This is a genomic window from Acinetobacter sp. 'aerobic (ED)' (assembly GCF_904886855.1).
Lineage (GTDB): Bacteria > Pseudomonadota > Gammaproteobacteria > Pseudomonadales > Moraxellaceae > Acinetobacter > Acinetobacter courvalinii.
Genome location: NZ_CAJHGI010000005.1, coordinates 258,174 through 279,785, shown reverse-complemented (window position 1 = coordinate 279,785; position 21,612 = coordinate 258,174). Strand labels below are relative to the sequence as shown.

16 protein-coding genes are annotated in these 21,612 nt (G+C 43.7%); 10 read left to right on the top strand and 6 right to left on the bottom strand.

Annotated elements, in window-relative coordinates; genetic code table 11:
* Nucleotides 1-116 precede the first annotated feature (116 nt).
* The 8 genes from sdsA to JO943_RS12565 all read left to right on the top strand — a co-directional run bounded on the left by sdsA (nucleotide 117) and on the right by JO943_RS12565 (nucleotide 11,074).
* Nucleotides 117-1,094: an All-trans-nonaprenyl-diphosphate synthase gene (gene sdsA, locus JO943_RS12600; protein WP_005227061.1), complete on the top strand. Its 978-nt coding sequence runs from the start codon at nucleotides 117-119 to the stop codon at nucleotides 1,092-1,094.
* 15 nt (nucleotides 1,095-1,109) lie between these two features.
* A complete protein-coding gene (locus JO943_RS12595) occupies nucleotides 1,110-3,158 on the top strand; it encodes a site-specific recombinase (protein WP_005288567.1) in 2,049 nt (682 codons plus the stop codon).
* A gap of 471 nt (nucleotides 3,159-3,629) precedes the next feature.
* Nucleotides 3,630-4,280 (top strand): phosphatase PAP2 family protein, encoded by a 651-nt coding sequence (locus tag JO943_RS12590; protein WP_150955084.1) that lies wholly within the window; start codon nucleotides 3,630-3,632, stop codon nucleotides 4,278-4,280.
* The gene (locus JO943_RS12585) at nucleotides 4,267-5,520 is read left to right on the top strand and encodes an efflux RND transporter periplasmic adaptor subunit (RefSeq protein WP_202740950.1); all 1,254 of its coding nucleotides are present in this window, start codon (nucleotides 4,267-4,269) and stop codon (nucleotides 5,518-5,520) included. The genes JO943_RS12590 and JO943_RS12585 overlap by 14 nt, the downstream gene beginning before the upstream one ends.
* 12 nt (nucleotides 5,521-5,532) lie before the next feature.
* Nucleotides 5,533-8,706, top strand: a complete 3,174-nt coding sequence (locus JO943_RS12580) for an efflux RND transporter permease subunit (RefSeq protein ID WP_005227057.1) — start codon at nucleotides 5,533-5,535, stop codon at nucleotides 8,704-8,706.
* Nucleotides 8,707-8,711: 5 nt separating this feature from the next.
* Nucleotides 8,712-10,172, top strand: coding sequence for a multidrug efflux RND transporter AdeIJK outer membrane channel subunit AdeK (gene adeK, locus JO943_RS12575; protein WP_005227056.1), 1,461 nt, complete (start codon nucleotides 8,712-8,714; stop codon nucleotides 10,170-10,172).
* Nucleotides 10,173-10,280: 108 nt separating this feature from the next.
* On the top strand, nucleotides 10,281-10,631 hold the full coding sequence (locus JO943_RS12570) for a YbjQ family protein (protein ID WP_202740949.1): 351 nt from the start codon (nucleotides 10,281-10,283) through the stop codon (nucleotides 10,629-10,631).
* A gap of 8 nt (nucleotides 10,632-10,639) precedes the next feature.
* Entirely contained in the window at nucleotides 10,640-11,074 is a 435-nt protein-coding gene (locus tag JO943_RS12565) for a YbjQ family protein (RefSeq protein ID WP_005227054.1), read from the top strand.
* Between the two features lie 99 nt (nucleotides 11,075-11,173).
* On the opposite strand, the gene JO943_RS12560 is transcribed toward JO943_RS12565, so the two are convergent.
* The 6 genes from JO943_RS12560 to JO943_RS12535 all read right to left on the bottom strand — a co-directional run bounded on the left by JO943_RS12560 (nucleotide 11,174) and on the right by JO943_RS12535 (nucleotide 16,412).
* Nucleotides 11,174-12,802: an OFA family MFS transporter gene (locus tag JO943_RS12560; RefSeq protein ID WP_202740948.1), complete on the bottom strand. Its 1,629-nt coding sequence runs from the start codon at nucleotides 12,800-12,802 to the stop codon at nucleotides 11,174-11,176.
* A gap of 226 nt (nucleotides 12,803-13,028) precedes the next feature.
* Nucleotides 13,029-13,736 carry a diphthine--ammonia ligase gene (locus JO943_RS12555; RefSeq protein ID WP_202740947.1) on the bottom strand — a complete coding sequence of 236 codons (708 nt, stop codon included), beginning with the start codon at nucleotides 13,734-13,736 and terminating at the stop codon, nucleotides 13,029-13,031.
* A gap of 51 nt (nucleotides 13,737-13,787) precedes the next feature.
* Nucleotides 13,788-14,105, bottom strand: a complete 318-nt coding sequence (locus JO943_RS12550) for a hypothetical protein (RefSeq protein WP_202740946.1) — start codon at nucleotides 14,103-14,105, stop codon at nucleotides 13,788-13,790.
* A 30-nt stretch (nucleotides 14,106-14,135) separates the two neighbouring features.
* Complete coding sequence (locus JO943_RS12545; RefSeq protein ID WP_202740945.1) at nucleotides 14,136-14,942, bottom strand: SDR family NAD(P)-dependent oxidoreductase; 807 nt, start codon at nucleotides 14,940-14,942, stop codon at nucleotides 14,136-14,138.
* 14 nt (nucleotides 14,943-14,956) lie between these two features.
* Nucleotides 14,957-15,619: a hypothetical protein gene (locus tag JO943_RS12540; RefSeq protein WP_005227049.1), complete on the bottom strand. Its 663-nt coding sequence runs from the start codon at nucleotides 15,617-15,619 to the stop codon at nucleotides 14,957-14,959.
* A 112-nt stretch (nucleotides 15,620-15,731) separates the two neighbouring features.
* Nucleotides 15,732-16,412: a hypothetical protein gene (locus tag JO943_RS12535; protein WP_202740944.1), complete on the bottom strand. Its 681-nt coding sequence runs from the start codon at nucleotides 16,410-16,412 to the stop codon at nucleotides 15,732-15,734.
* A gap of 368 nt (nucleotides 16,413-16,780) precedes the next feature.
* Between JO943_RS12535 and JO943_RS12530 the strand changes: the two genes are divergently transcribed.
* Both JO943_RS12530 and JO943_RS12525 read left to right on the top strand, forming a co-directional pair.
* The gene (locus JO943_RS12530; protein ID WP_202740943.1) at nucleotides 16,781-19,681 is read left to right on the top strand and encodes a valine--tRNA ligase; all 2,901 of its coding nucleotides are present in this window, start codon (nucleotides 16,781-16,783) and stop codon (nucleotides 19,679-19,681) included.
* A gap of 95 nt (nucleotides 19,682-19,776) precedes the next feature.
* Nucleotides 19,777-21,543, top strand: coding sequence for an NACHT domain-containing protein (locus JO943_RS12525; RefSeq protein ID WP_202740942.1), 1,767 nt, complete (start codon nucleotides 19,777-19,779; stop codon nucleotides 21,541-21,543).
* Nucleotides 21,544-21,612: the final 69 nt, after the last annotated feature.

Genomic DNA, 21,612 nt, shown 5'->3' with positions numbered 1-21,612 from the left:
CAAAGAGTTCATGATCGCGTTTTAAATAGCGGATTACACCGTCTGCATAACAGTTTAGTCACAGATTAATTGCTACACTTGGCAACATTACCCACCTATACGAGGTTTTTCTTCATATGGTTATCGATTTTAAGCAAGACATTCTCTCCCCTGTTGCGACAGATTTTGCTGCGATGGATCGCCTCATCAATGAAGGAATTAGCTCAAAAGTCGGTTTGGTGATGAGTGTCAGCAAGCATGTGGTCGAAGCCGGTGGCAAACGCATGCGTCCGATTATGTGCCTACTTGCAGCCCGCGCCTGCGGTTTGGCCGATATGCAACAGGCCCAGCATCTGGCGGCCGTGATTGAAATGCTGCACACCGCTACACTGGTCCATGATGATGTGGTCGATGAATCGAGCTTGCGCCGTGGTCGTCCAACCGCAAATGCAACCTGGAACAACCAGACTGCAGTTCTGGTCGGTGATTTCCTGATCTCACGTGCGTTTGATCTGTTGGTTGACCTGAATAACATGACCTTATTGAAAGATTTTTCAACCGGAACTTGTGAAATCGCGGAAGGTGAAGTCCTGCAACTGCAATCCCAGCATCAGCCGGATACCACCGAAGAAACCTATCTCAGCATTATTCACGGCAAAACATCACGTTTATTCGAACTTGCGACTGAAGGTGCGGCAATTTTAGCGGGGGCGGAAGAATACAGGGAACCGTTACGTCGCTTCGCCGGCCATTTTGGCAATGCCTTTCAGATCATCGATGATATTCTGGATTACACCTCCGATGCAGAAACATTAGGTAAAAATATCGGTGATGATTTAATGGAAGGTAAACCGACTTTACCGTTAATTTCAGCATTAGCTCATTCAACTGGTGATGATCATGCGATTATTCGTCGCAGTATTGCAACAGGTGGTGTTGAGCAACTGGACAAAGTGATTGAGATTGTTCATCACTCTGGTGGCCTGGAATATTGTCAAAAACGTGCTCAGCAGGAAACAGATGCGGCTTTGGAAGCATTAAAAGCACTGCCTGATAATGAATATCGCCAAGCACTGATCAATTTGACGCTCATGGCTTTACATCGACTACAATAATTTTTCTGACTGCTTATGCATTTAACTTTATCTGATCTTTTTTTAAAAATGCAGGAACAGCTTGACCAACCTCAAGCTGTTCTTGATGAAAATCTCCTGATTGAACTGGTCAATCGTATCCGCCCTAAAAATCCAAACGATGCGGATGAAGTCAAACAACGTATTCACGCCCTGATCAGAATCTTATTACTCACCCCAACCTCTGCCATTCTGCTACAAAACTTTTTACTCAAACTGATCAGCCAATATAAACAGATTAGTTTATATGCCGATAGCGGCATTCTTTCGCTGGATGGTTTCTGGAATCAGTTAGGACAGCGTTTAGGGGCACATTTCCTGCCGCTGGTCGAAGATGGTCAACAACTGAAAACCCTGATTGGAAAAGTCTTTCATCAGGAAAATGATTATGAATGGCTTGATCTGATCGATAATCAGGACTGGACGACCTTATTTAACCTCTTGGCTGAAAGTCAAAGCAATACCATCGAAAAACAGGTTTCCAAAAACGAACTGATCAAGGCAATTACGGTTTTATCTTACCGGATTAGCGGAATTGGCCTGTATCCTGAGTTTATTAATGCTCAGCCGGATATTATCGAATACGAATCGCCTTTTCTGGTTCAGAACCGCGATATCATTGAGTTCATTGAGAAATATAAAAAACAGATTGAAGATCAGGATGCGGTTGTGGTTTTACCCCCACCCGATGCCTCACAAGCCTTTGTGATGCTGGACCAGTGTCGTGATGTGGTACTTAAAATACGTCGTGCCACCAAACGGATCGGGGTCAGTATCAGTCTGACCTATCTGCTATCGTTACTGGAGCAGTCTCTGGACCGGATTGAACTGTTGCTGACACTCTTGGCCAGTAAAACCGAAGCGCGTTATACCGCACTGGGCGAATTGATCATCGATTTGACCAAAGCACATTATGACAGTAAAAGTGTTCGTCATTTACTTAACTCGACCAGTGAACTGATCGCCCTTCAGGTGACTGAAAACGCCAGTAGAACGGGTGAGCATTATGTAAGTACCGACAAGGCTGGCTTCTTTGGCATGTACAAGGCAGCGGCTGGCGCAGGTGTGATTATTGCCATCATGGCAAGCCTCAAGATTTTAACTGCACGTTTAGTGCTGGCGCCGTTAATGCAAGCCTTTTTGTTCAGTATGAATTACTCGCTGGGCTTTTTACTGATTCACGTGTTGCACTTTACAGTGGCAACCAAACAGCCGGCCATGACAGCAGCTGCACTTGCAACCACAGTACAGCAACAGAAAGGCAGTAAAACTGCCCAGATTGCTGAACTGGCCGCTTTGATTATTAATATTATCCGAACCCAGTTTATTGCGATTCTGGGGAATATTTCGATTGCGATCCCGACGGCGGCGCTGATTACCTTTTTGTGGCAATACAATCTGGGAGAACCACTGCTTAATCACGCCAAATCGGCAAAAATTCTGCATAGCCTCAACCCTTTCACTTCTTTAGCGGTGCCTCATGCTGCGATTGCCGGTGTCTGTCTGTTTTTATCCGGCCTGATTGCCGGCTATTTTGATAATCTGGCCGTCTATCGTAAGGTAGGGCCGCGTCTAAGACAGCATCCACGTCTCAAGCGCTGGATGGGACAAAAACGTCTGGATAAATTTGCAAGCTATATTGAGACCAATCTCGGTGCCTTAGCCGGTAATTTCCTGTTCGGGATTATGCTGGGAAGTATGGGTACGATTGGATTCATTCTGGGTTTACCTTTGGATATCCGTCATATTGCCTTTGCCTCGGCGAACTTTATCCAGGGTCTAATGACCATTGGTAATCCGGATATCGGTCTGATTATCGTGTCGTTCCTCGGCGTCCTGCTCATTGGTCTCACCAACTTGTTTGTCAGCTTTACCTTGACCATTATTGTGGCTTTGCGTGCACGCCGGGTTCGTTTTGCACAATGGAAACCTTTGGCCAAATTAGTGATGACCCACTTCCTGACCCGACCAAGCGATTTTTTCTGGCCGCCAAAGCAACCGGTTGAAGTGGAAGAGCAGCCTAAAAACGCCTCATCATCTCATTAACTTTGTACAAAAAAGTCAGCAAACTACAAGTCTAACATTTGAACTATTTTTGGATATAATCAACCCGCCAGAAATAGTTTCAATAGATCGGTTGCCCCTTTCTATACTGCGCTTGGTGCAACAGGTGATCGCTAATCTGAACTGGATTTTTTAGTTAAACTTAAAAAAACGGGCACAGCGGATGCGGTGAATTTATGACTTTATTTTTACAGATGTTCTGTCAGAAACTTGATGGATTGATGCATTCTAAACATCTTGAAAAATGATTACAGCGCATGAATGCCGCATTAAACACTTAAAAGCCAAAATGAGATATGCATCAAATTTTGTTATGTTTTTTTACTGAACCTTAAAAAAACTTCAAAATGAAATTATCATAAAATTTCAAGACTTGACCTAAAGTGTACTCGCGAGTACACTTTCAAACACTCAACAACCCTGAACAACGGTTAAGCAAATAATGAGTAGCGCATGCCGTACCTATTGCTTTGTATTGGTTGCTTTTTTTTAGGACTCGGTGCGATTGGATTCATGAATGCCAACGCATCAACTTTAGACCTTTTTAGTGTTCAAGCTTTTTTTGAGCACCGTTCATTTACGCTTAACCATGTGACAGTTCTGCTCTCCCGTCTGGGTGGCATGCCTTTTTTATTATTTTTAACCTCTCTTTTGTGTGTGTACCAAAGCCGGATTAAAAATTATAGGAATGTGACCTTTATCGCTTTAAGCGTGAGTGGCAGTATTGTGATTGGTTGGCTTCTGAAATGGAGCATTGATCGGCCAAGACCAATGGAGTTTTATCACTTGGTTCAAAGTTATGGCGCATCCTTCCCAAGTGCCCATAGCCTTTATGCTGCAACCCTGGCGAGTATCATCATGTTGTTATGCCAACAACATAAATATCGCACCAGTGTCATTTTAGTATCTACTTTATGGTTTATTTTCATGGGGATATCTAGAGTTTATGCGGGGGTTCACTACCCGACCGACGTTCTTGCCGGTTGGGGAATTGGGTTGATTTGGACTGCGTTGCTTTGGTTTGGGCTGTATCAAAGCACTTTCAGCAACAATTTGTTTTTAGATAAAAAATCTAAATTGAGGTGGAATAATGATGTCGGCTAAGCTTTGGGCTCCTGCCCTCACTGCTTGCGCATTAGCAACAAGCATTGCGCTTGTTGGTTGTAGCAAAGATTCTAAAGATGCACAGCAAGCTGCTGCTGCTCAAAAAATGCCACCTGCTGAAGTAGGTGTCATTGTTGCTCAACCACAAAGCGTTGAACAGAACGTCGAACTGTCAGGCCGAACCTCTGCGTATCAAGTTTCAGAAGTTCGTCCGCAAACAGGCGGCGTAATTTTAAAACGATTATTTGCTGAAGGAAGCTACGTTCAGGCGGGTCAAGCACTCTATCAAATTGATGCAAATACCAACCGTGCGACTGCAGACAATGCACGTGCGGCGTTATTACGTCAACAAGCGAACCTGAATGCTTTACGCGTAAAAGAAGGCCGTTATCGTCAACTTGTGGGAACCAATGCGGTTTCTAAACAAGAATATGACGATATCAATGCTCAGGTCAAACTGGCTGAAGCAGATGTTGCAGCGTCGCAAGCCGCATTGAAAAATGCTGAAATTACCTTGGGCTACTCAACTGTGCGTGCGCCAATTTCTGGTCAGTCTAGCCGTTCTTCGGTGACACCAGGTGCATTGGTGACTGCAAACCAGGCCGATCCATTGGTGACCATTCAACAACTTGATCCGATCTATGTGGATATCAACCAATCAAGTGCCGAGTTATTGCGTCTGCGTCAACAACTGAGCAAAGGCAGCTTGAATAACAGTAACAATACCCGTGTCAAAATCACGCTTGAAGATGGGTCGGAATACCCTGTCGAAGGCCAGCTGGCATTCTCTGATGCAAGTGTCAATCCGGATACAGGTACCGTGACTTTACGTGCGGTGTTCTCGAATCCAAACCATTTGTTATTACCAGGCATGTATGCAACTGCCAAGATTTCGCAAGGGATTTTGCCTAATGCTTACCTGATTCCACAAGCAGCGGTATCTCGTTTACCGACAGGACAAGCCATTGCAATGGTTGTCAATGCCAAAGGTGTGATTGAAACCCGTCCGGTCACCACTGCTGGTGTCAAAGGTCAGGACTGGATTATAACGAATGGCCTACAGGCTGGTGATAAAGTTGTTGTTGACGGTGTGGCTAAGGTCAAAGAAGGACAGGAAGTGTCTGTAAAACCTTATCAACCAAAAGCAGCTGAAGGTCAGAATGCAGCGCCAAAAGCAGCTGAACAACAAAAGCAAGCCAACTCACCAAAAGCTGAACAAAAAGCAACTTCAGAAGCTTAAGGGGTAGATTGCATGGCTCAATTTTTTATCCATCGCCCAATTTTCGCTTGGGTGATTGCACTGGTCATTATGTTGGCGGGGATTATCACGCTGACAAAGATGCCAGTTGCACAATATCCGACAATTGCTCCCCCCACGGTCACGATTTCTGCGACTTATCCTGGGGCTTCTGCTCAAACTGTTGAAAATACCGTTACCCAGATCATTGAACAACAAATGAATGGTCTGGATGGGTTACGTTACATTTCATCGAACAGTGCGGGTAATGGTCAAGCATCCATTAACTTGAACTTCGAACAAGGTATCGATCCGGATATCGCACAGGTTCAGGTTCAAAACAAATTGCAATCGGCAACAGCGCTGTTACCTGCTGACGTACAACGTCAGGGTGTAAAAGTCACCAAGTCTGGCGCCAGCTTCTTGCAGGTTATCGCGTTCTATTCGCCAGATAACAGCCTGTCTGCATCGGACATTAAAGACTATGTAAACTCAAACATTTCTGAACCGCTAAGCCGTGTTGCAGGCGTGGGTGAACTACAGGTGTTTGGTGGTTCGTATGCGATGCGTGTCTGGTTAGATCCGGCAAAACTGACCAGCTTTAACCTGACACCAAACGATGTGGCAACCGCAATTCGTGCACAAAACTCGCAAGTTGCAGTCGGTCAGCTCGGTGGTGCGCCATCAACAGCAGGCCAAGTCCTGAATGCGACGGTAAATGCACAAAGCATGTTGCAAACACCTGAGCAATTTAAAAACATCTTCCTGAAAAACTCGTCAGATGGTGCACAGGTTCGTTTGGGTGACGTTGCTCGTGTAGAATTGGGTTCTGATAACTATCAGTTCGACTCGAAATTTAATGGTAACCCTGCGGGTGGTGTTGCAATCAAACTTGCAACCGGCGCCAACGCACTTGATACAGCAGCAGCGGTTGAAAAACGTTTATCCGAGTTACGTCATAACTATCCAAGCGGTTTAAAAGACAAGCTTGCTTATGACACCACTCCGTTTATTCGTCTATCAATTGAAAGTGTTGTCCACACGCTGATTGAAGCAGTGGTCTTGGTATTTATCGTGATGTTCCTGTTCTTGCAGAACTGGCGCGCAACGATTATTCCAACTCTGGCGGTACCAGTCGTTGTACTGGGTACATTTGCCGTAATTAATATCTTCGGTTTCTCGATTAACACCTTGACCATGTTCGCCATGGTACTGGCCATCGGTCTTCTGGTGGATGATGCCATCGTTGTGGTCGAAAACGTTGAACGGGTGATGCAGGAAGAACATCTGGAACCTGTGCCTGCGACTGAGAAGTCAATGAGTCAGATTTCCGGTGCGCTGGTGGGTATTACCAGTGTATTAACCGCGGTATTCGTACCGATGGCATTCTTTAGCGGAACCACCGGGGTAATCTACCGTCAGTTCTCCATCACCTTGGTTACGGCGATGATCCTTTCTTTGATCGTGGCATTAACCTTTACCCCTGCCCTGTGTGCGACCCTGTTAAAGCAACATGATCCAAACAAAGAACAAAGCAATAATATTTTTGCGCGCTTCTTCCGCTGGTTTAACCGTAGTTTTGAAAAAGTTGCAGTGAAATACCAAGGTGGTGTCAATCGCATGACTCACCACAAGTTATTCTCTGGTGTGCTTTATATTGCGGTGATCGCAGCTTTGGTCGGCATCTACAAAATGTTGCCATCTTCATTCTTGCCAGAAGAAGACCAGGGTGTGGTCATGACCTTAGTGCAGTTACCACCGAGCGCAAGCTTGGAGCGTACGGACAAAGTCATTGATACCATGACAGGCTATTTCCTGAACAAGGAAAAAGAAAACGTCGATTCGATCTTTACTGTGGCTGGTTTCTCATTCACAGGGGTCGGTCAAAACGCGGGTCTGGCCTTCATCAAGTTAAAAGACTGGAGCGAGCGTACAACGCCTGAATCACAGATCGGTGCCATTATTCAACGTGGTATGGCATTGAACATGATTGTGAAAGATGCATCGTACATCATGCCGTTACAGTTACCGGCAATGCCTGAACTGGGTGTCGCGTCTGGTTTCGATATCCAGTTGAAAGATGTAAGCGGTCAAGGTCATGAGAAACTGATTGCGGCACGTAATGCGGTATTAGGTATGGCATCACAAGACAAACGTCTTGCCGGTGTACGTCCGAATGGTCAGGAAGATACACCACAGTACCAGATCACCATTGATCAGGCACAAGCAGGTGCAATGGGTGTGAGCCTGGCAGATATTAACAGCACCATGAGCATGGCTTGGGGTGGTTCATATATCAATGACTTCGTTGACCGTGGTCGTGTGAAGAAAGTTTATGTTCAGGGTGAAGCGAATACACGCATGATGCCTGAAGACCTAAACAAGTGGTATGTACGTAATAACAAGGGTGAAATGGTTCCATTCTCTGGCTTTGCCAAAGGTGAATGGACTTACGGTTCTCCTCGTCTAGAGCGTTATAACGGCGTATCATCGGTGAACATCCAGGGTACCCCTGCACCGGGCGTCAGCTCTGGTGATGCAATGATCGCCATGGAAGAAATCATTGGTAAGTTACCATCAATGGGCTTGACCGGTTTCGACTATGAGTGGAGTGGTTTATCTCTGGAAGAACGTGATTCTGGTAGCCAGACAGCACCATTACTGGTTCTTTCATTATTGATCGTGTTCCTGTGTCTTGCTGCACTTTATGAAAGCTGGTCAGTCCCTGTGTCGGTATTACTGGTTGTACCATTAGGTATCGTCGGTGCATTTACACTGACCTGGTTAGGTATGATCATTAAAGGAGATCCAAACTTATCCTTTAACATCTACTTCCAGGTGGCGATTGTTGCGGTGATTGGTCTTTCAGCGAAGAACGCCATTCTGATTGTCGAATTCGCCAAAGAATTGCAAGAACAAGGTGAAGACCTGTTTGAAGCAACCTTACATGCAGCAAAAATGCGTTTACGCCCAATCGTCATGACTACACTGGCTTTTGGTTTCGGTGTACTGCCACTTGCCCTTGCAAGCGGTGCCGGTGCGGGTAGCCAACACTCGGTTGGTTATGGTGTACTGGGTGGTGTAATTTCTTCAACACTTTTAGGTATCTTCTTCATCCCTGTATTCTTCGTGTGGATTCGTAGTATCTTTAAGTACAAACCTAAAACTTTAAATACTCAGGAGCATTGATCGTGATGCAAACTGTATGGTCTATTTCCAGTCGTGGCATTGCAATCTCTGCACTCGCGCTGTCTTTGGCTGCCTGCCAAAGCATGCGCGGGCCAGAGCCTGTAGTAAGCTCAGATATTCCTGAAAGCTACGCGTCTTATGGCAATGCTTCTGGAACATCAATCGCGGAACAAGGTTACAAAGATTTCTTTGCTGACCAGCGCTTACTGCAAGTGATTGATATGGCGCTTGCCAATAACCGTGATTTACGTACGGCTACTTTGAATATTCAAAAAGCTCAGCAGCAATATCAGATCTCGGAAAACAACCAGTTGCCAACGATTGGGGCAAGTGGTAGTGCCGTTCGTCAGGTCACCCCTAGCCGTGATCCGGGCAACCCCTATTCAACCTATCAGGTGGGCTTGGGTCTGACGTCTTATGAGCTGGATTTCTGGGGTCGTGTACGCAGCCTGAAAGATGCAGCGCTCGATAGCTATCTCGCGACGCAAAGTTCACGTGATGCCACGCAAATCAGCTTAATTGGTCAGGTCACTCAGGCTTGGTTAAATTACTCGTTTGCAAGTGCACAACTTAAACTTGCAGATCAGACGCTAAAAGCGCAACAAGACTCGTTTAACCTGAACAAAAAACGTTTTGATGTCGGTATTGATAGTGAAATTCCTGTGCGTCAGGCACAGATTTCAGTTGAAACAGCACGTAATGATGTGGCCAACTACAAAACCCAGATTGCTCAGGCACAAAACCTGTTGAACTTACTGGTGGGCCAGCAGGTTCCTCAGAATCTGTTGCCGCAACAGCAAGTTGCGCGTATCACCCGACAAGGTGTATTAAGTGCCGGTTTACCAAGTGACTTATTGAACAACCGTCCGGATGTCAAAGCCTCTGAATACCAGTTAAGTGCTGCGGGTGCGAATATTGGTGCTGCCAAAGCACAATTGTTCCCAACCATTAGCCTGACCGGTTCTGCGGGTTATGCATCGACTGACTTGAGTGATTTATTCAAATCAGCCAATGGATTATGGTCAATTGGTCCAAGCCTGAATATCCCGATCTTTGACTGGGGTACACGTAAGGCCAACATCAAAATCTCTGAAACAGATCAGAAAATTGCATTGGCTAACTATGAGAAGTCAGTTCAGTCAGCTTTCCGTGAAGTGAATGATGCCTTGGCAACACGTGCCAACATTGGCGATCGTTTGACTGCACAACGCCGTTTGGTTGATGCGACCAATACGACCTATAAACTTTCAAATGCCCGCTTCCGTGCCGGTATTGATAGTTACCTGACCGTGTTGGATGCTCAGCGTTCTGCTTACTCAGCGGAACAAGGCTTGTTGTTATTGCAACAGGCTGACCTGAACAATCAGGTTGAGCTCTATAAAACACTGGGTGGCGGCCTAAAAGCCTCAACCAGCGAGACGGTTACGCACCAGCCTTCAAGCTCACAACAACATTACGCAAAATAATTTGATTTTGCAGACAAAAAAGCTCACTTCGGTGAGCTTTTTTATTGCAACAATTGCGAATATTTCTTATCTTCAAATACTGAAATATTGATGATTTAGAAGAAAACAATGTTACTGAGCAGTTTAGAATCTGTACCCGGCCATGAAATTTTACGTCAGCTTGATGTGGTTTATGGCAGCACCGTCCGCAGTAAGCATGTCGGACGTGACCTGATGGCGGGTTTAAAAAATATTGTCGGCGGTGAACTGACAGGCTATACCGAACTACTCGAAGAGTCACGCCAAGAAGCCACACAACGGATGATTGATAAGGCACAAGCTTTAGGTGCCACTGCCATTGTGGGTATCCGTTTCTCGACCTCAAATATTGCCCAAGGTGCATCTGAGCTGTTTGTTTATGGTACAGCGGTGGTGGTGCAGCCTGTTGCGCCTAAACTTCCTGATCCATTCGGCGCGTAGGCAAGCGTATGGAAGGATTAATTTTTCAGATTGTCCTGTTTCTGATCCTGTTTACTGTGGGTTGGGGCTTTGGTCGCCATATCGAGCAAAAACACTTACGTGAACTGGATCAGAAAGAACAACAGTTCGCCCATATCCGGATCGATACCAATCGCTTTGTACACACCAACGCCCCCGGGCAAATGATCAGCAGTAATGTGGTGATCTCTCACGATTATTTTAAATATGTACTGGCTTCCATTCGAAACTTCTTTGGGGGGCGTCTGGTCAGCTATGAAAGTGTGGTGGAACGTGCACGTCGTGAAGCTGTGGTTCGCCTGAAGCAAGAAGCGCATGCCATGGGCGCTAAACAGATTATGGGGGTTCGCCTCAGCACCACAGAACTGGGGATGCAAGGTGGCATGGTTGAAGTGTTTGCTTATGGAACGGCAATCATCGAATAAGCTGTTCTAGTCGCATATTCTCAAGCCGCAACAGACATATCGAACACAATAAAAAATGCCTCATGACTCGAGGCATTTTTTATGACTAAAATTTTTAGGTTAATGAAATAAAACGATCGCCTTTTGTAAGGTAAAGCAAATGCCTGCCAGCAAAGGCAGACCCACCACCAGCCAAGCCAGTACCACAGTAATTGTCTTGGAAGGTGCATGTGCTACACCATGATTCAGACTGGAATCTTGCGGTAATTTCTCATGAGCCAAGGCCTTCTCGGCAGCCAATTCAGCTTCGGTCATGTATTGATCTTCATCAACTGGCTTGACCATTAAATTGAGGACAAACCCAATGGCTAGCATAGCCGCCAGAATATACATGGTCGTATCATAAGATTGGGCTTGAGCTACGCCATGCGCCAGTTGATAATCTCGAATGTTGGTAATCAGCAAGGTACCCAATACCCCTGCCACAGACCATGCAGTCAATAAACGCCCATGAATTGCCCCGACCATTTGGGTACCAAAAATATCCGCCAGATAAGCAGGTACCGTGGCAAAGCCCCCACCATACATGGACAGAATGACGCAGAAAGCTAAAACGAATAAAGGCAGGTTTTCGGCATGAGCCAGTTGTGGGATCGAAACATATAATAAGAAGCCCAAGGCCAGAAAAATGAAATAGGTATTTTTACGACCAATGAAATCCGATGCAGATGCCCAGAAGAACCGCCCACCAATATTAAATAATGACAGTAAACCGGTAAAACCTGCGGCAAAGGTCGCAATCTGCATTTTTTGTTCGGTGTTTAATTCATTGATCCCGATCTCTAAACCGATCAGACGTCCACCAAACACTTCCTGCAACAACGGAGACGCCATCGCTAAAATGCCAATACCTGCCGAAACATTTAAGCACAGTACCCCCCAAATCAGCCAAAATTGCTTGGTTTTCCATGCTTTATTTAAATGTACATGACGACTGGTGACCAGCGCATTCGCATGGCTTGCTGCGGGTTGCCAGCCACTCGGTTTCCAGTTTGAAGGCGGAATCCGATAACCAAATGCGCCTCCCATCATAAAAACAAAATAAATGGCGGCTAAGACCAGAAAGGTTTGCCATACACCCACTGAGATATCGGTCGCGAAGAACTTCATCAACTGATCCGCGAGCGGCGCGCCAATCATGGCACCGCCACCAAAGCCCATGATGGCAAGACCTGTGGCGAGACCTCGACGGTCCGGGAACCACTTTATCAGGGTCGATACAGGCGAAATATAACCCAGTCCCAGCCCGATGCCTCCGACTCCTCCTCCTAGCCACAACAGCCACAACTGATGCGTATATACACCTAGCGCCGCCAGAATCAAACCACCCGCCCAGCAAAATGCCGCAACCACACCCGCCTTCCGTGGTCCTGCATGCTCAAGCCACCCCCCAAATAAAAAGGCAGATGAGCCCAGGAATACAAAAAACAAGGTGTACATGATGCTTAGGGTAGACACTGTCCAATCACAGGTCGTGGTGAACAGTTGTTCAAGCAAACCGATATCTTTACATTCAATCGGCGCATCAATTCCCAGAGCTTTGGATAAGGGCAACCAAAATACGGAAAAGCCATAGGCCATACCAATACTGAGATGTATTGCCAGTGCGGCAGGTGGTAGCAGCCAACGATTATAGCCCGCGCGGGCTATCGTACGTTCCTTGGCTAAAAGTGAAAGTCGTCGTTCCATCTACAATCTCCATGCCTTCACGGTTAAAGTGAGGCAAGCTTTTTTCATTTTTGTGCAACCCTAAGCAGCGCTCAGACCTGCTTGCTACGGTGTGGTTCTATTGGGGTAAAGCTCTAGCGATTGTGCATAAGCTCCATAATCTTGATCAAACTGCTTTTATCCATTAAAAATAAAGAAATAATTTAATAAATTTTAACGGCCCTGTGTCATATACAGGACCTTGGCCCTATTCTGCAAAAATCGCCTGCCAGTAGTGATAGGTTTTTTCTTCGCCATTGTCCAGCTTAAATTCATATGACAGCTGACGTGTTTCCGCGATTTCAAACTCAACAGGATGCTTGAATAAAGCACCTGCATAAGCAAAGCTATGATATTCGCCATTTTCACCACAAACATCCACCTCCGCTGGCATGCGTTCAAGCAAAACGGCATCAATATCCTGCCCGATAAAGGATTCATCAAGTTTGCTGGCATCGGTCACGATGATTTTGGTTTTGATTCCTGAATCCAGAAAATCCTGCATCACCTCAGCCGAGTTCAGATTCCAGATCGGCTCCACCACTTCAATGCCTAAAGGGTGCAAACGCTCTTCACGATATTGCCGCACGTCGCTCAGGTAAATATCACCAAAGATAAAATGCTCCACCCCTTGCGCCTTAAAGTGATTGGCGGCGTCCAGCATACGTTGTTCATATACGGGAAGGTTCTTGGGCAGAAATACCGGATAAAGCGGAATGCCAATACTCTCAGCCTGTTTTTCAAGCAATGTATGCGGAATGGCATGCATCGAAGACAATGCGGTCTCTTCATTGACCGTGGTCAATAGTGCGATAACCTGAAACTCTTTTTCTTGTAAGACCTTATACAAGGCCAAAGCAGAGTCTTTGCCCCCGCTCCAGTTAAAAACGGCTTTCTTGCGGCTATCTACTATCATTTCATCCTATCCTTCAAGTATTATGACTGGCTTTATATCTAATGATATCAGTCAGTTAAAGAATCCCAACAGTAAAGTTAAGCCAGCAAATACCCAGATAATTGCAGGTAAAATATTTGGTGCTTTTTTAACTACAACCAGTAATATAACCAAGGAGAATAAAAAAACTAAAGAAGCAATTAATATCAGTATTGATATCATCCCATACTGCTTAATCTCAGTACTGGAGATCGATATCTCCAATAAATAAGTTATGATTCCGCCAACAGAAATACTGGCAGGCAATGCCAGCAATACATAAATGATGATCGCTGTTATGGATACTTGATGGCTTGAGGATGTCGGAGATAAGTCCTGACTATCTTCCACTTATATTTCCTTTTAAAATAATATTCGCACTTACTTCACTTTCATTTTACGGATCATTTTATACAGTAAACCCGGCGATAAACGCGACACCAGCACACCGAGCTGCTCTTTTTTACCCCCTACCACAATGTATTCGTCCCCTGCCATCAAGGATTCCACCACCCGTTCAGCAAATACATCGGCATCCAGACCATTTTCAATCGCTTCATCCTGATGTCCTTGCGGTTTACCTTCACCGTTTAAGGCATTGAAAGACACATTGGTTTTGACAAAACCGGGGAAAACCACCGAGACTTCAACACCGTCATTGGCAACTTCAGCACGTAAGCTATTGGCCCACATGTGAATAGCAGCTTTGGCTGCTGAATAAGTCGCACGATATTGCGTACCAAGTAGCCCTGCGACACTGGAGACAAATACCACACGGCCTGATTTTTGTTTCAGGAAAGTCGGCAATACCGTCTTGGTAAAGAACACTTGCGAGAAATAATCGACTTCCATAATGGTCCGTTCAGTATGCATGGTGGTGTCCTGAATCAAGGCACGCTGGCTCAGACCGGCATTATTGATCAACCAGTCAATCCGCCCCTTTGCTGCCAGCACCTGTTCATGCGCATGACGTATCTGCGCTTCGTCGGTAATATCGGCAGCAATCGAGAGATGCTGTTCAGGCTTGAGTAACCCGACCCGTACCGCTTCCAGCTCATCATAACGGCGTGAGGTCAAAACCACCTGTGCGCCTTGCAATGCACATTCACGTGCCAGCGCTTTGCCTAGACCCGATGAAGCACCGGTAATCCAGACCACTTTATTTTCAAGACTTTTAAGTTTTGCCATTTTTTATATCCTACCTATGCTGAATGACGCATGAATTTGAGGAAGTAATCCACATAGGTTGCGGCCAGTTGCTGATCAATCTGGGTACTTAATTTTTCCAGACGTTTATAGCCCAGATGCGTGGTCATGTTAATCACGCCATTTAAGGTTTTATCCACCACAAAATTGAATTTTAAACATTTTTTTGGCTCACGAATCAGGTGATCTACCCCTGCATCAATGACTTCGGTGAGTAATTTAAGTGACTTTGAAATTTCGTTGTGATCGCCATTGGCCAGTTTCTGGCTAGACGCCTTGACCTGCTCGGCCAGCGGCTGCTTGACCGGATAAGTCATATAAACCGTTTCATCTTCGATCTGTAAGGTTTTGGAAAGATATTCAACCAATGGAATTAAACGGTCATTACCAAAAAATGAAATCGACCAAGGCATATATTTACGAATGGCGTCCAGAATCTGCTGAATCACTTTTTCGGATTCGCCTGTTTGCGAATATTGTTGATTTTCTTGTAATAAAACGATAAAAACCTGTTCCATGACTTCACAGGCCATCTCGGACAAGACACTGCCTAAAGCACTGGCCTGACTTTCTTTACTCCCTTGCAATAATTGTGTCCGAATATGTGCAAAACGTGCATAAGTATCCGCATGAATATTTAAAAAAACGGCGGTGTTCATTCTAATAACCCTAATTGTTAGATTGAAAAAAAAGAGCTTGTTGAACAAGCCCTTTTTATCCAATCTATTTTTCTATCGTTTTTGGCGTTGTATCCGCCGAATTTATCACACTCTATTCGCTATCGACATGCATAAATGCTAAAAAATGGTTCACACAATCAGTTGCAGCATTGCTATCGACCTGATCGCTCATTTTTTCCAAACGTTTATAACTGAGATGAGCCGTCATATTAATCACCCCATTCAGGGTTTTATCCACCACGGTATTAAAGTGAAGACATTTTTTCGGTTCACGGATCAGGTTGGTTACGCCCAGATCTACAATCTGGATCAGGGTCTGGAACACATCGACCATATCACTGATCTCATTATTCTTGAGTCGGGTCACCAAGGCATGTGCCTGTTGTACCAAATGTCGGTCAATCGGATAAGACACATAGACCTGCTCATCGTGATATTTGATCATATCGGAAAAATAGTTGGCAAAGGGACATAGCCGTTCATTACCAAAAAATGAAATCGACCAGGGCATATATTTACGTACCGCGCCAATAATTTGCTGGATGATTTTTTCAGATTCAGCCGTATATTTTTGCGTTAACTGGGTCGGCTGGCGATTCTGGATCAATAACACTGAAAAGACCTGCTCAACGATATCACAGGCGATTTCCGACAAGACCTCTCCCAGCAGACGAGCCTGACTTTCAGGCGTCCCTGCATTCAATTGCTGGCGAATTGTTTCAAACTGTCCATGCGTAACTTCATTAATCTTCAATAGAATTGAATAACTCATGAGCATCATCCCTTTTTAGTTTTCGCATTTTTATATTGTTGTTTTACGCATCAATATTTTTGAGTTATGTGATGCACTACACATAAATCTATTCTTATTTGTTTAAAAATCCAACGCCTTTCATCGGTTTTATGAGAAAAAATCAAAGTTTATAAGTGCCTTATCAGGATTTAGCCCGTCTTGCCTGCAATCAGGTCATCTGCGCTCAAGAAACAGGATGTGCTCTCATGTCACTGCAACAAACCGGAATGCAGACATTATTTGAGCGGCTCTATTGAATCGGCGATGGCATGCTGAAAGACCTACAGAAGCGAGGATTTTTTGCTACAATAGATGCAATTTTTTATTCAATTTTAATCTTCTGTACTATGACTGACGCTCAATCTGCTCAAAATATTGCAACCACTTACGATCCAACCGAGATCGAAAAGAAGTGGTATCAAATCTGGGAACAACAAGGTTACTTCAAGCCTTCAGGTCAAGGTGAATCATTCTGTATCATGATTCCACCACCGAACGTCACCGGTAGCTTGCACATGGGTCATGGCTTTAACAATGCCATCATGGATGCCCTCACCCGTTATAATCGTATGATGGGTAAAAATACCTTATGGCAACCGGGGACTGACCACGCAGGTATTGCAACGCAAATGGTGGTCGAGCGTCAACTGGGTGCGCAAAACATTAGCCGTCATGATCTGGGCCGTGAAAAGTTCATTGAAAAAATCTGGGAATGGAAAGAACAGTCAGGCGGCACCATTACCCGTCAGATCCGTCGTCTCGGCTCGTCTGTAGACTGGTCACGCGAACGTTTCACCATGGACGAAGGTCTATCCAATGCAGTGAAAGAAGTGTTCGTCAAACTGCATGAAGATGGCTTGATCTATCGTGGCAAGCGTCTGGTTAACTGGGACCCGAAACTACAAACTGCACTGTCTGATCTCGAAGTTGAGTCAGATAAAGAAGAAGCAGGTTCATTGTGGCACTTCAAATATTTCTTTGAAGACAAGTCACTGCGTACCCACGATGGTAAAGATCACATTGTAGTCGCAACCACACGTCCTGAAACCTTATTGGGTGATACCGCTGTTGCAGTGGCACTGGATGATGAACGCTATGCACATCTTGTAGGCCAGAACATTATCCTGCCAATTACCGGCCGTGCTGTTCCAATCGTTAAAGACGAATATGTCGACAAAGAATTTGGTACCGGCTGTGTAAAAATCACCCCTGCGCACGACTTCAATGACTATGAAGTAGGTAAGCGTTGTGAATTGCCAATCATCAATATCTTCAATAAAAATGCAGAAGTTCTGGCCGAGTTTGAATACATTGCCAAAGCCGGCGAGCAGATTTCTAAAACCATTGCTGCCCCTGCGGACTATATCGGTTTAGAACGTTTTGAAGCGCGTAAGAAACTGGTTGAACAGGCTGAAGCTGAAGGCTGGTTAGAGCAGATTCAACCGTATACCTTGAAACCACCTCGCGGTGACCGTTCTGGCGTGATCATTGAGCCACTATTGACTGACCAGTGGTATGTGAAGATTGCGCCATTGGCAGAGCCTGCAATCGAAGCGGTGAAAGATGGCCGTATCAAGTTTGTTCCAGAACAATACAGCAACATGTATATGGCGTGGATGAACAACATTCAGGACTGGTGTATTTCACGTCAGTTGTGGTGGGGTCACCGTATTCCAGCCTGGTACGATGCTGAAGGCAATGTATATGTAGGTCGTGACGAAGCTGAAGTTCGTGCCAAAAATAACATCCCTGCGGATACTGCTCTAAACCAAGATGAAGATGTACTGGATACCTGGTTCTCCTCTGCCCTATGGACCTTCTCGACCTTAGGTTGGACCGGTGATGCAGAGAAAGATGCAGCCAATGATTTCCTCAAAACCTTCCACCCGACTGATGTGTTGGTGACAGGTTTTGACATCATCTTCTTCTGGGTTGCACGTATGATCATGATGACCCTGCATTTCATGAAAAATGAAGACGGTTCATCTCAGATCCCGTTCAAGACCGTTTACGTTCACGGTCTGGTCCGTGATGGTGAAGGTCAGAAGATGTCAAAGTCTAAAGGTAACGTACTTGACCCACTCGACCTGATTGACGGTATCGATCTTGAAAGCCTTGTTGCAAAACGTACGACGGGTTTGATGAACCCGAAACAGGCAGCGAAGATTGAGAAATCAACGCGTAAAGAATTCCCGGAAGGCATTCAGGCTTACGGTACAGATGCGGTTCGTTTCACTTTCTGTGCGCTTGCCAACACCGGTCGTGACATCAAGTTCGACATGAAACGTGTTGAAGGCTACCGTAACTTCTGTAACAAGATCTGGAACGCAACCCGTTTCGTATTGATGAATGTTGAAGGACAAACTGTTGGTCAAGAAGCACGTCCTGATCTTTGGGAACTGCCTGAACAATGGATCATGAGCCGTCTGCAAAAAGCTGAAGCTGCGGTACACCAAGCATTCGCGACCTATCGTTTAGACCTTGCTGCGCAAGCGATCTATGACTTTATCTGGAATGAATACTGTGACTGGTACGTTGAGTTAACCAAACCGGTTCTGAACGATGCCAATGTATCTGAAGAGCGTAAAGCCGAAGTTCGCCGTGTATTACTTGCTGTGATGGAAGCGTCTTTACGTTTAGCTCATCCGTTGATGCCGTATTTGACTGAAGAAATCTGGCAAACGCTTGCGCCAATGTTAGGCAAAGGCGGTGCTACGATTATGACTGCACAATACCCTGTTCCTGATCAAGCCAAGATCAATGATCAAGCTGAAGCTGATATGCAGTGGTTACAAGGTCTGATTGGTGCGGTACGTAATATCCGTGGTGAAATGGGCTTGGGTAATGCGCGTTTATTGCCGGTATTGCTGCAAAACATTTCTGATGCTGAACGTGAGCAAATCACGCGTATCGAAGCGTTATTTAAAGCATTGGCGAAAGTTGAAAGCATTACTTTCTTGGCACCAGGCGAAGAACCACCGCTTTCTTCTTCAAGTGTTGTAGGCCATGCATCGGTATTTGTACCAATGAAAGGCTTGATTGATCCGAAAGCTGAATTGGGTCGTTTGCAGAAGGACTTGGATAAAGTTCAAAAGCAACATGATCAAATTGCCAATAAACTTTCGAATGAAGGTTTCGTAGCGAAAGCACCAGCAGCGGTTGTTGAAGGTGAAAAAGTGAAATTGGCTGAATTTGCTGATCAGTTAGCGAAAATTAAGCAAAGTATGGAGCAGATTGCTGCGCTTTAAGCAGTAGTTTGATTCAAAAAATCCCCTCGAATGAGGGGATTTTTATATTTATTTAAATTAGAATTTCATTTTATAAAAATCACAAGGATTTCAACATGACAGAACCACTCACAATGGCATATGGAGCATTAGTTCTTCGTCCATTAATTACTGAGATTTGTAAAGATATATATAATTTCACAAAAATTACTGGAAGAACTTTTCTTGCAAAAATGAACATAGAAAGTTCATCTGAAAAAATATTTTTTAAGATCAATAAAACCCTAATAATTAAAACCATTTATGATAGCAAAAAACCTCAACATATCTCAGAGTTCTATTATCCTACAAAAGTTAACTTACCAGATGGGAGCATACAAACTTTTAATACTATCCGTGACTTAAATATTAAAGAAAATTTAATTATAGAGGGTACTGTTGGGCATGGTAAATCCATGCTTATGAGACATCTAACAATTAATGAGTTATTTCACAAAAAATCTTTACCTATTTTTTTAGAACTAAGAAGTATACAAAAAACTGAAAGTCTAACAGATTGCCTTTGTACTTATCTAAGTGATATTCTGGAAGTAAATATTACTAATTCAAACTTCGATGCATTAGCTGAAAGTGGGAAAATATCTCTTTTCCTTGATGGATTTGATGAGTTAAATAAGGACCTAATTCCTAGTGTTATTCTTAAATTAGAACAATGGTCAATAAAATTCCCTAATATGAAAATAATTTGTTCTAGTAGACCATACAACTCCTTACAAAATAGTTCATTTTTCTTATCTTTAACACTAAATCCATATGATGAGCAAGATCAAATTGGTTTTATCCAAAAACTAACAAATGATTTGGAAATCTCAAAACAGTTAGTACAAAAAATTGGAGAAAGTGATGTAGGTCTAAAAGATCTACTAAGAACTCCATTAATGCTCACTTTGTTTGTAATGACATATCAAACTAAGTTACAGATAGCGTTATCAGTATCAGAGTTTTATCGTGATATTTTCGATGTATTAATGAACAGGCATGATTATCTTAAATTACCTTTTGAAAGAGCAAGATTCGTTGATGCTACTCAATCACAGTTAGAGGAAATTTTTCAAGAATTTTGTTTTTTTTCTAAAAATAATGGCAATAGAGTCTCATTTGATAAACAATACTTTTCAGAAGGACTTGAAGAAGCATGCAAAATATTAGATTTAAAATTTGATAGTAACAATATTATCTCTGAATTAACAAAAAATATATGTTTAATTTTAAGAGATGGAAATGAATATAGCTTTATTCATAAAAGTATCCAAGAGTTTTTTGTGGCCAATTTATTAAAAAGCTTTGATATATCTTTACTAGAAAAATTTTATACAGACATGTTTAACTATGAAAATCACAATAAATTTGAAGTCGAGCTAAGATTTTTAAGTGAAATAGATAAATTAAATTACTATAAATATTTAGTTGTACCATCAATTAGTAATTTCTTTAAAGAAACAAAATATGTAGAAAAAGGTATTCAAGCATTTTTACAAAGTATTTTTGTAGTAGATAATGATGAAGGTGACTGTACTGTTACTTTATTACTTGACTTTGAATACGAAAATGAATTTGGTTATATCAATACTACTATAATGCAACATATATTCATCTATCTTATATACAAGACAGACAACACATCGTCATTAAAAGTTTACTCGACTAAAGAAAAAAGTCTTTCTAATTTCAAAGTCAATGAACAACTTACCTTGCAACTTAAGCAAATCATTTTATCGGATAAACTACTAGATCATGCTTTTATATTACTAGAGAATAAATTACGGGAAGCACAGGAATATATTAAGTCTAAAACAGAACGTAGTTATACCATTACTAGATAGAATTTGATTGATTTAGATTATTCTCTGATCAGTCTCTTCAAAACTACTGATATTAATTCCATGATTTGG

Coding starts and splice junctions, on each gene's coding strand:
- JO943_RS12585 (WP_202740950.1), top strand. CDS start 4,267: ATGATGTCGGCTAAGCTTTGGGCTCCTGCCCTCACTGCTTGCGCATTA.
- JO943_RS12555 (WP_202740947.1), bottom strand. CDS start 13,736: ATGATAGTAGATAGCCGCAAGAAAGCCGTTTTTAACTGGAGCGGGGGC.
- JO943_RS12535 (WP_202740944.1), bottom strand. CDS start 16,412: ATGAGTTATTCAATTCTATTGAAGATTAATGAAGTTACGCATGGACAG.
- JO943_RS12580 (WP_005227057.1), top strand. CDS start 5,533: ATGGCTCAATTTTTTATCCATCGCCCAATTTTCGCTTGGGTGATTGCA.
- JO943_RS12545 (WP_202740945.1), bottom strand. CDS start 14,942: ATGGCAAAACTTAAAAGTCTTGAAAATAAAGTGGTCTGGATTACCGGT.
- JO943_RS12595 (WP_005288567.1), top strand. CDS start 1,110: ATGCATTTAACTTTATCTGATCTTTTTTTAAAAATGCAGGAACAGCTT.
- JO943_RS12570 (WP_202740949.1), top strand. CDS start 10,281: ATGTTACTGAGCAGTTTAGAATCTGTACCCGGCCATGAAATTTTACGT.
- adeK (WP_005227056.1), top strand. CDS start 8,712: ATGCAAACTGTATGGTCTATTTCCAGTCGTGGCATTGCAATCTCTGCA.
- JO943_RS12525 (WP_202740942.1), top strand. CDS start 19,777: ATGACAGAACCACTCACAATGGCATATGGAGCATTAGTTCTTCGTCCA.
- sdsA (WP_005227061.1), top strand. CDS start 117: ATGGTTATCGATTTTAAGCAAGACATTCTCTCCCCTGTTGCGACAGAT.
- JO943_RS12530 (WP_202740943.1), top strand. CDS start 16,781: ATGACTGACGCTCAATCTGCTCAAAATATTGCAACCACTTACGATCCA.
- JO943_RS12590 (WP_150955084.1), top strand. CDS start 3,630: ATGCCGTACCTATTGCTTTGTATTGGTTGCTTTTTTTTAGGACTCGGT.
- JO943_RS12560 (WP_202740948.1), bottom strand. CDS start 12,802: ATGGAACGACGACTTTCACTTTTAGCCAAGGAACGTACGATAGCCCGC.
- JO943_RS12565 (WP_005227054.1), top strand. CDS start 10,640: ATGGAAGGATTAATTTTTCAGATTGTCCTGTTTCTGATCCTGTTTACT.
- JO943_RS12540 (WP_005227049.1), bottom strand. CDS start 15,619: ATGAACACCGCCGTTTTTTTAAATATTCATGCGGATACTTATGCACGT.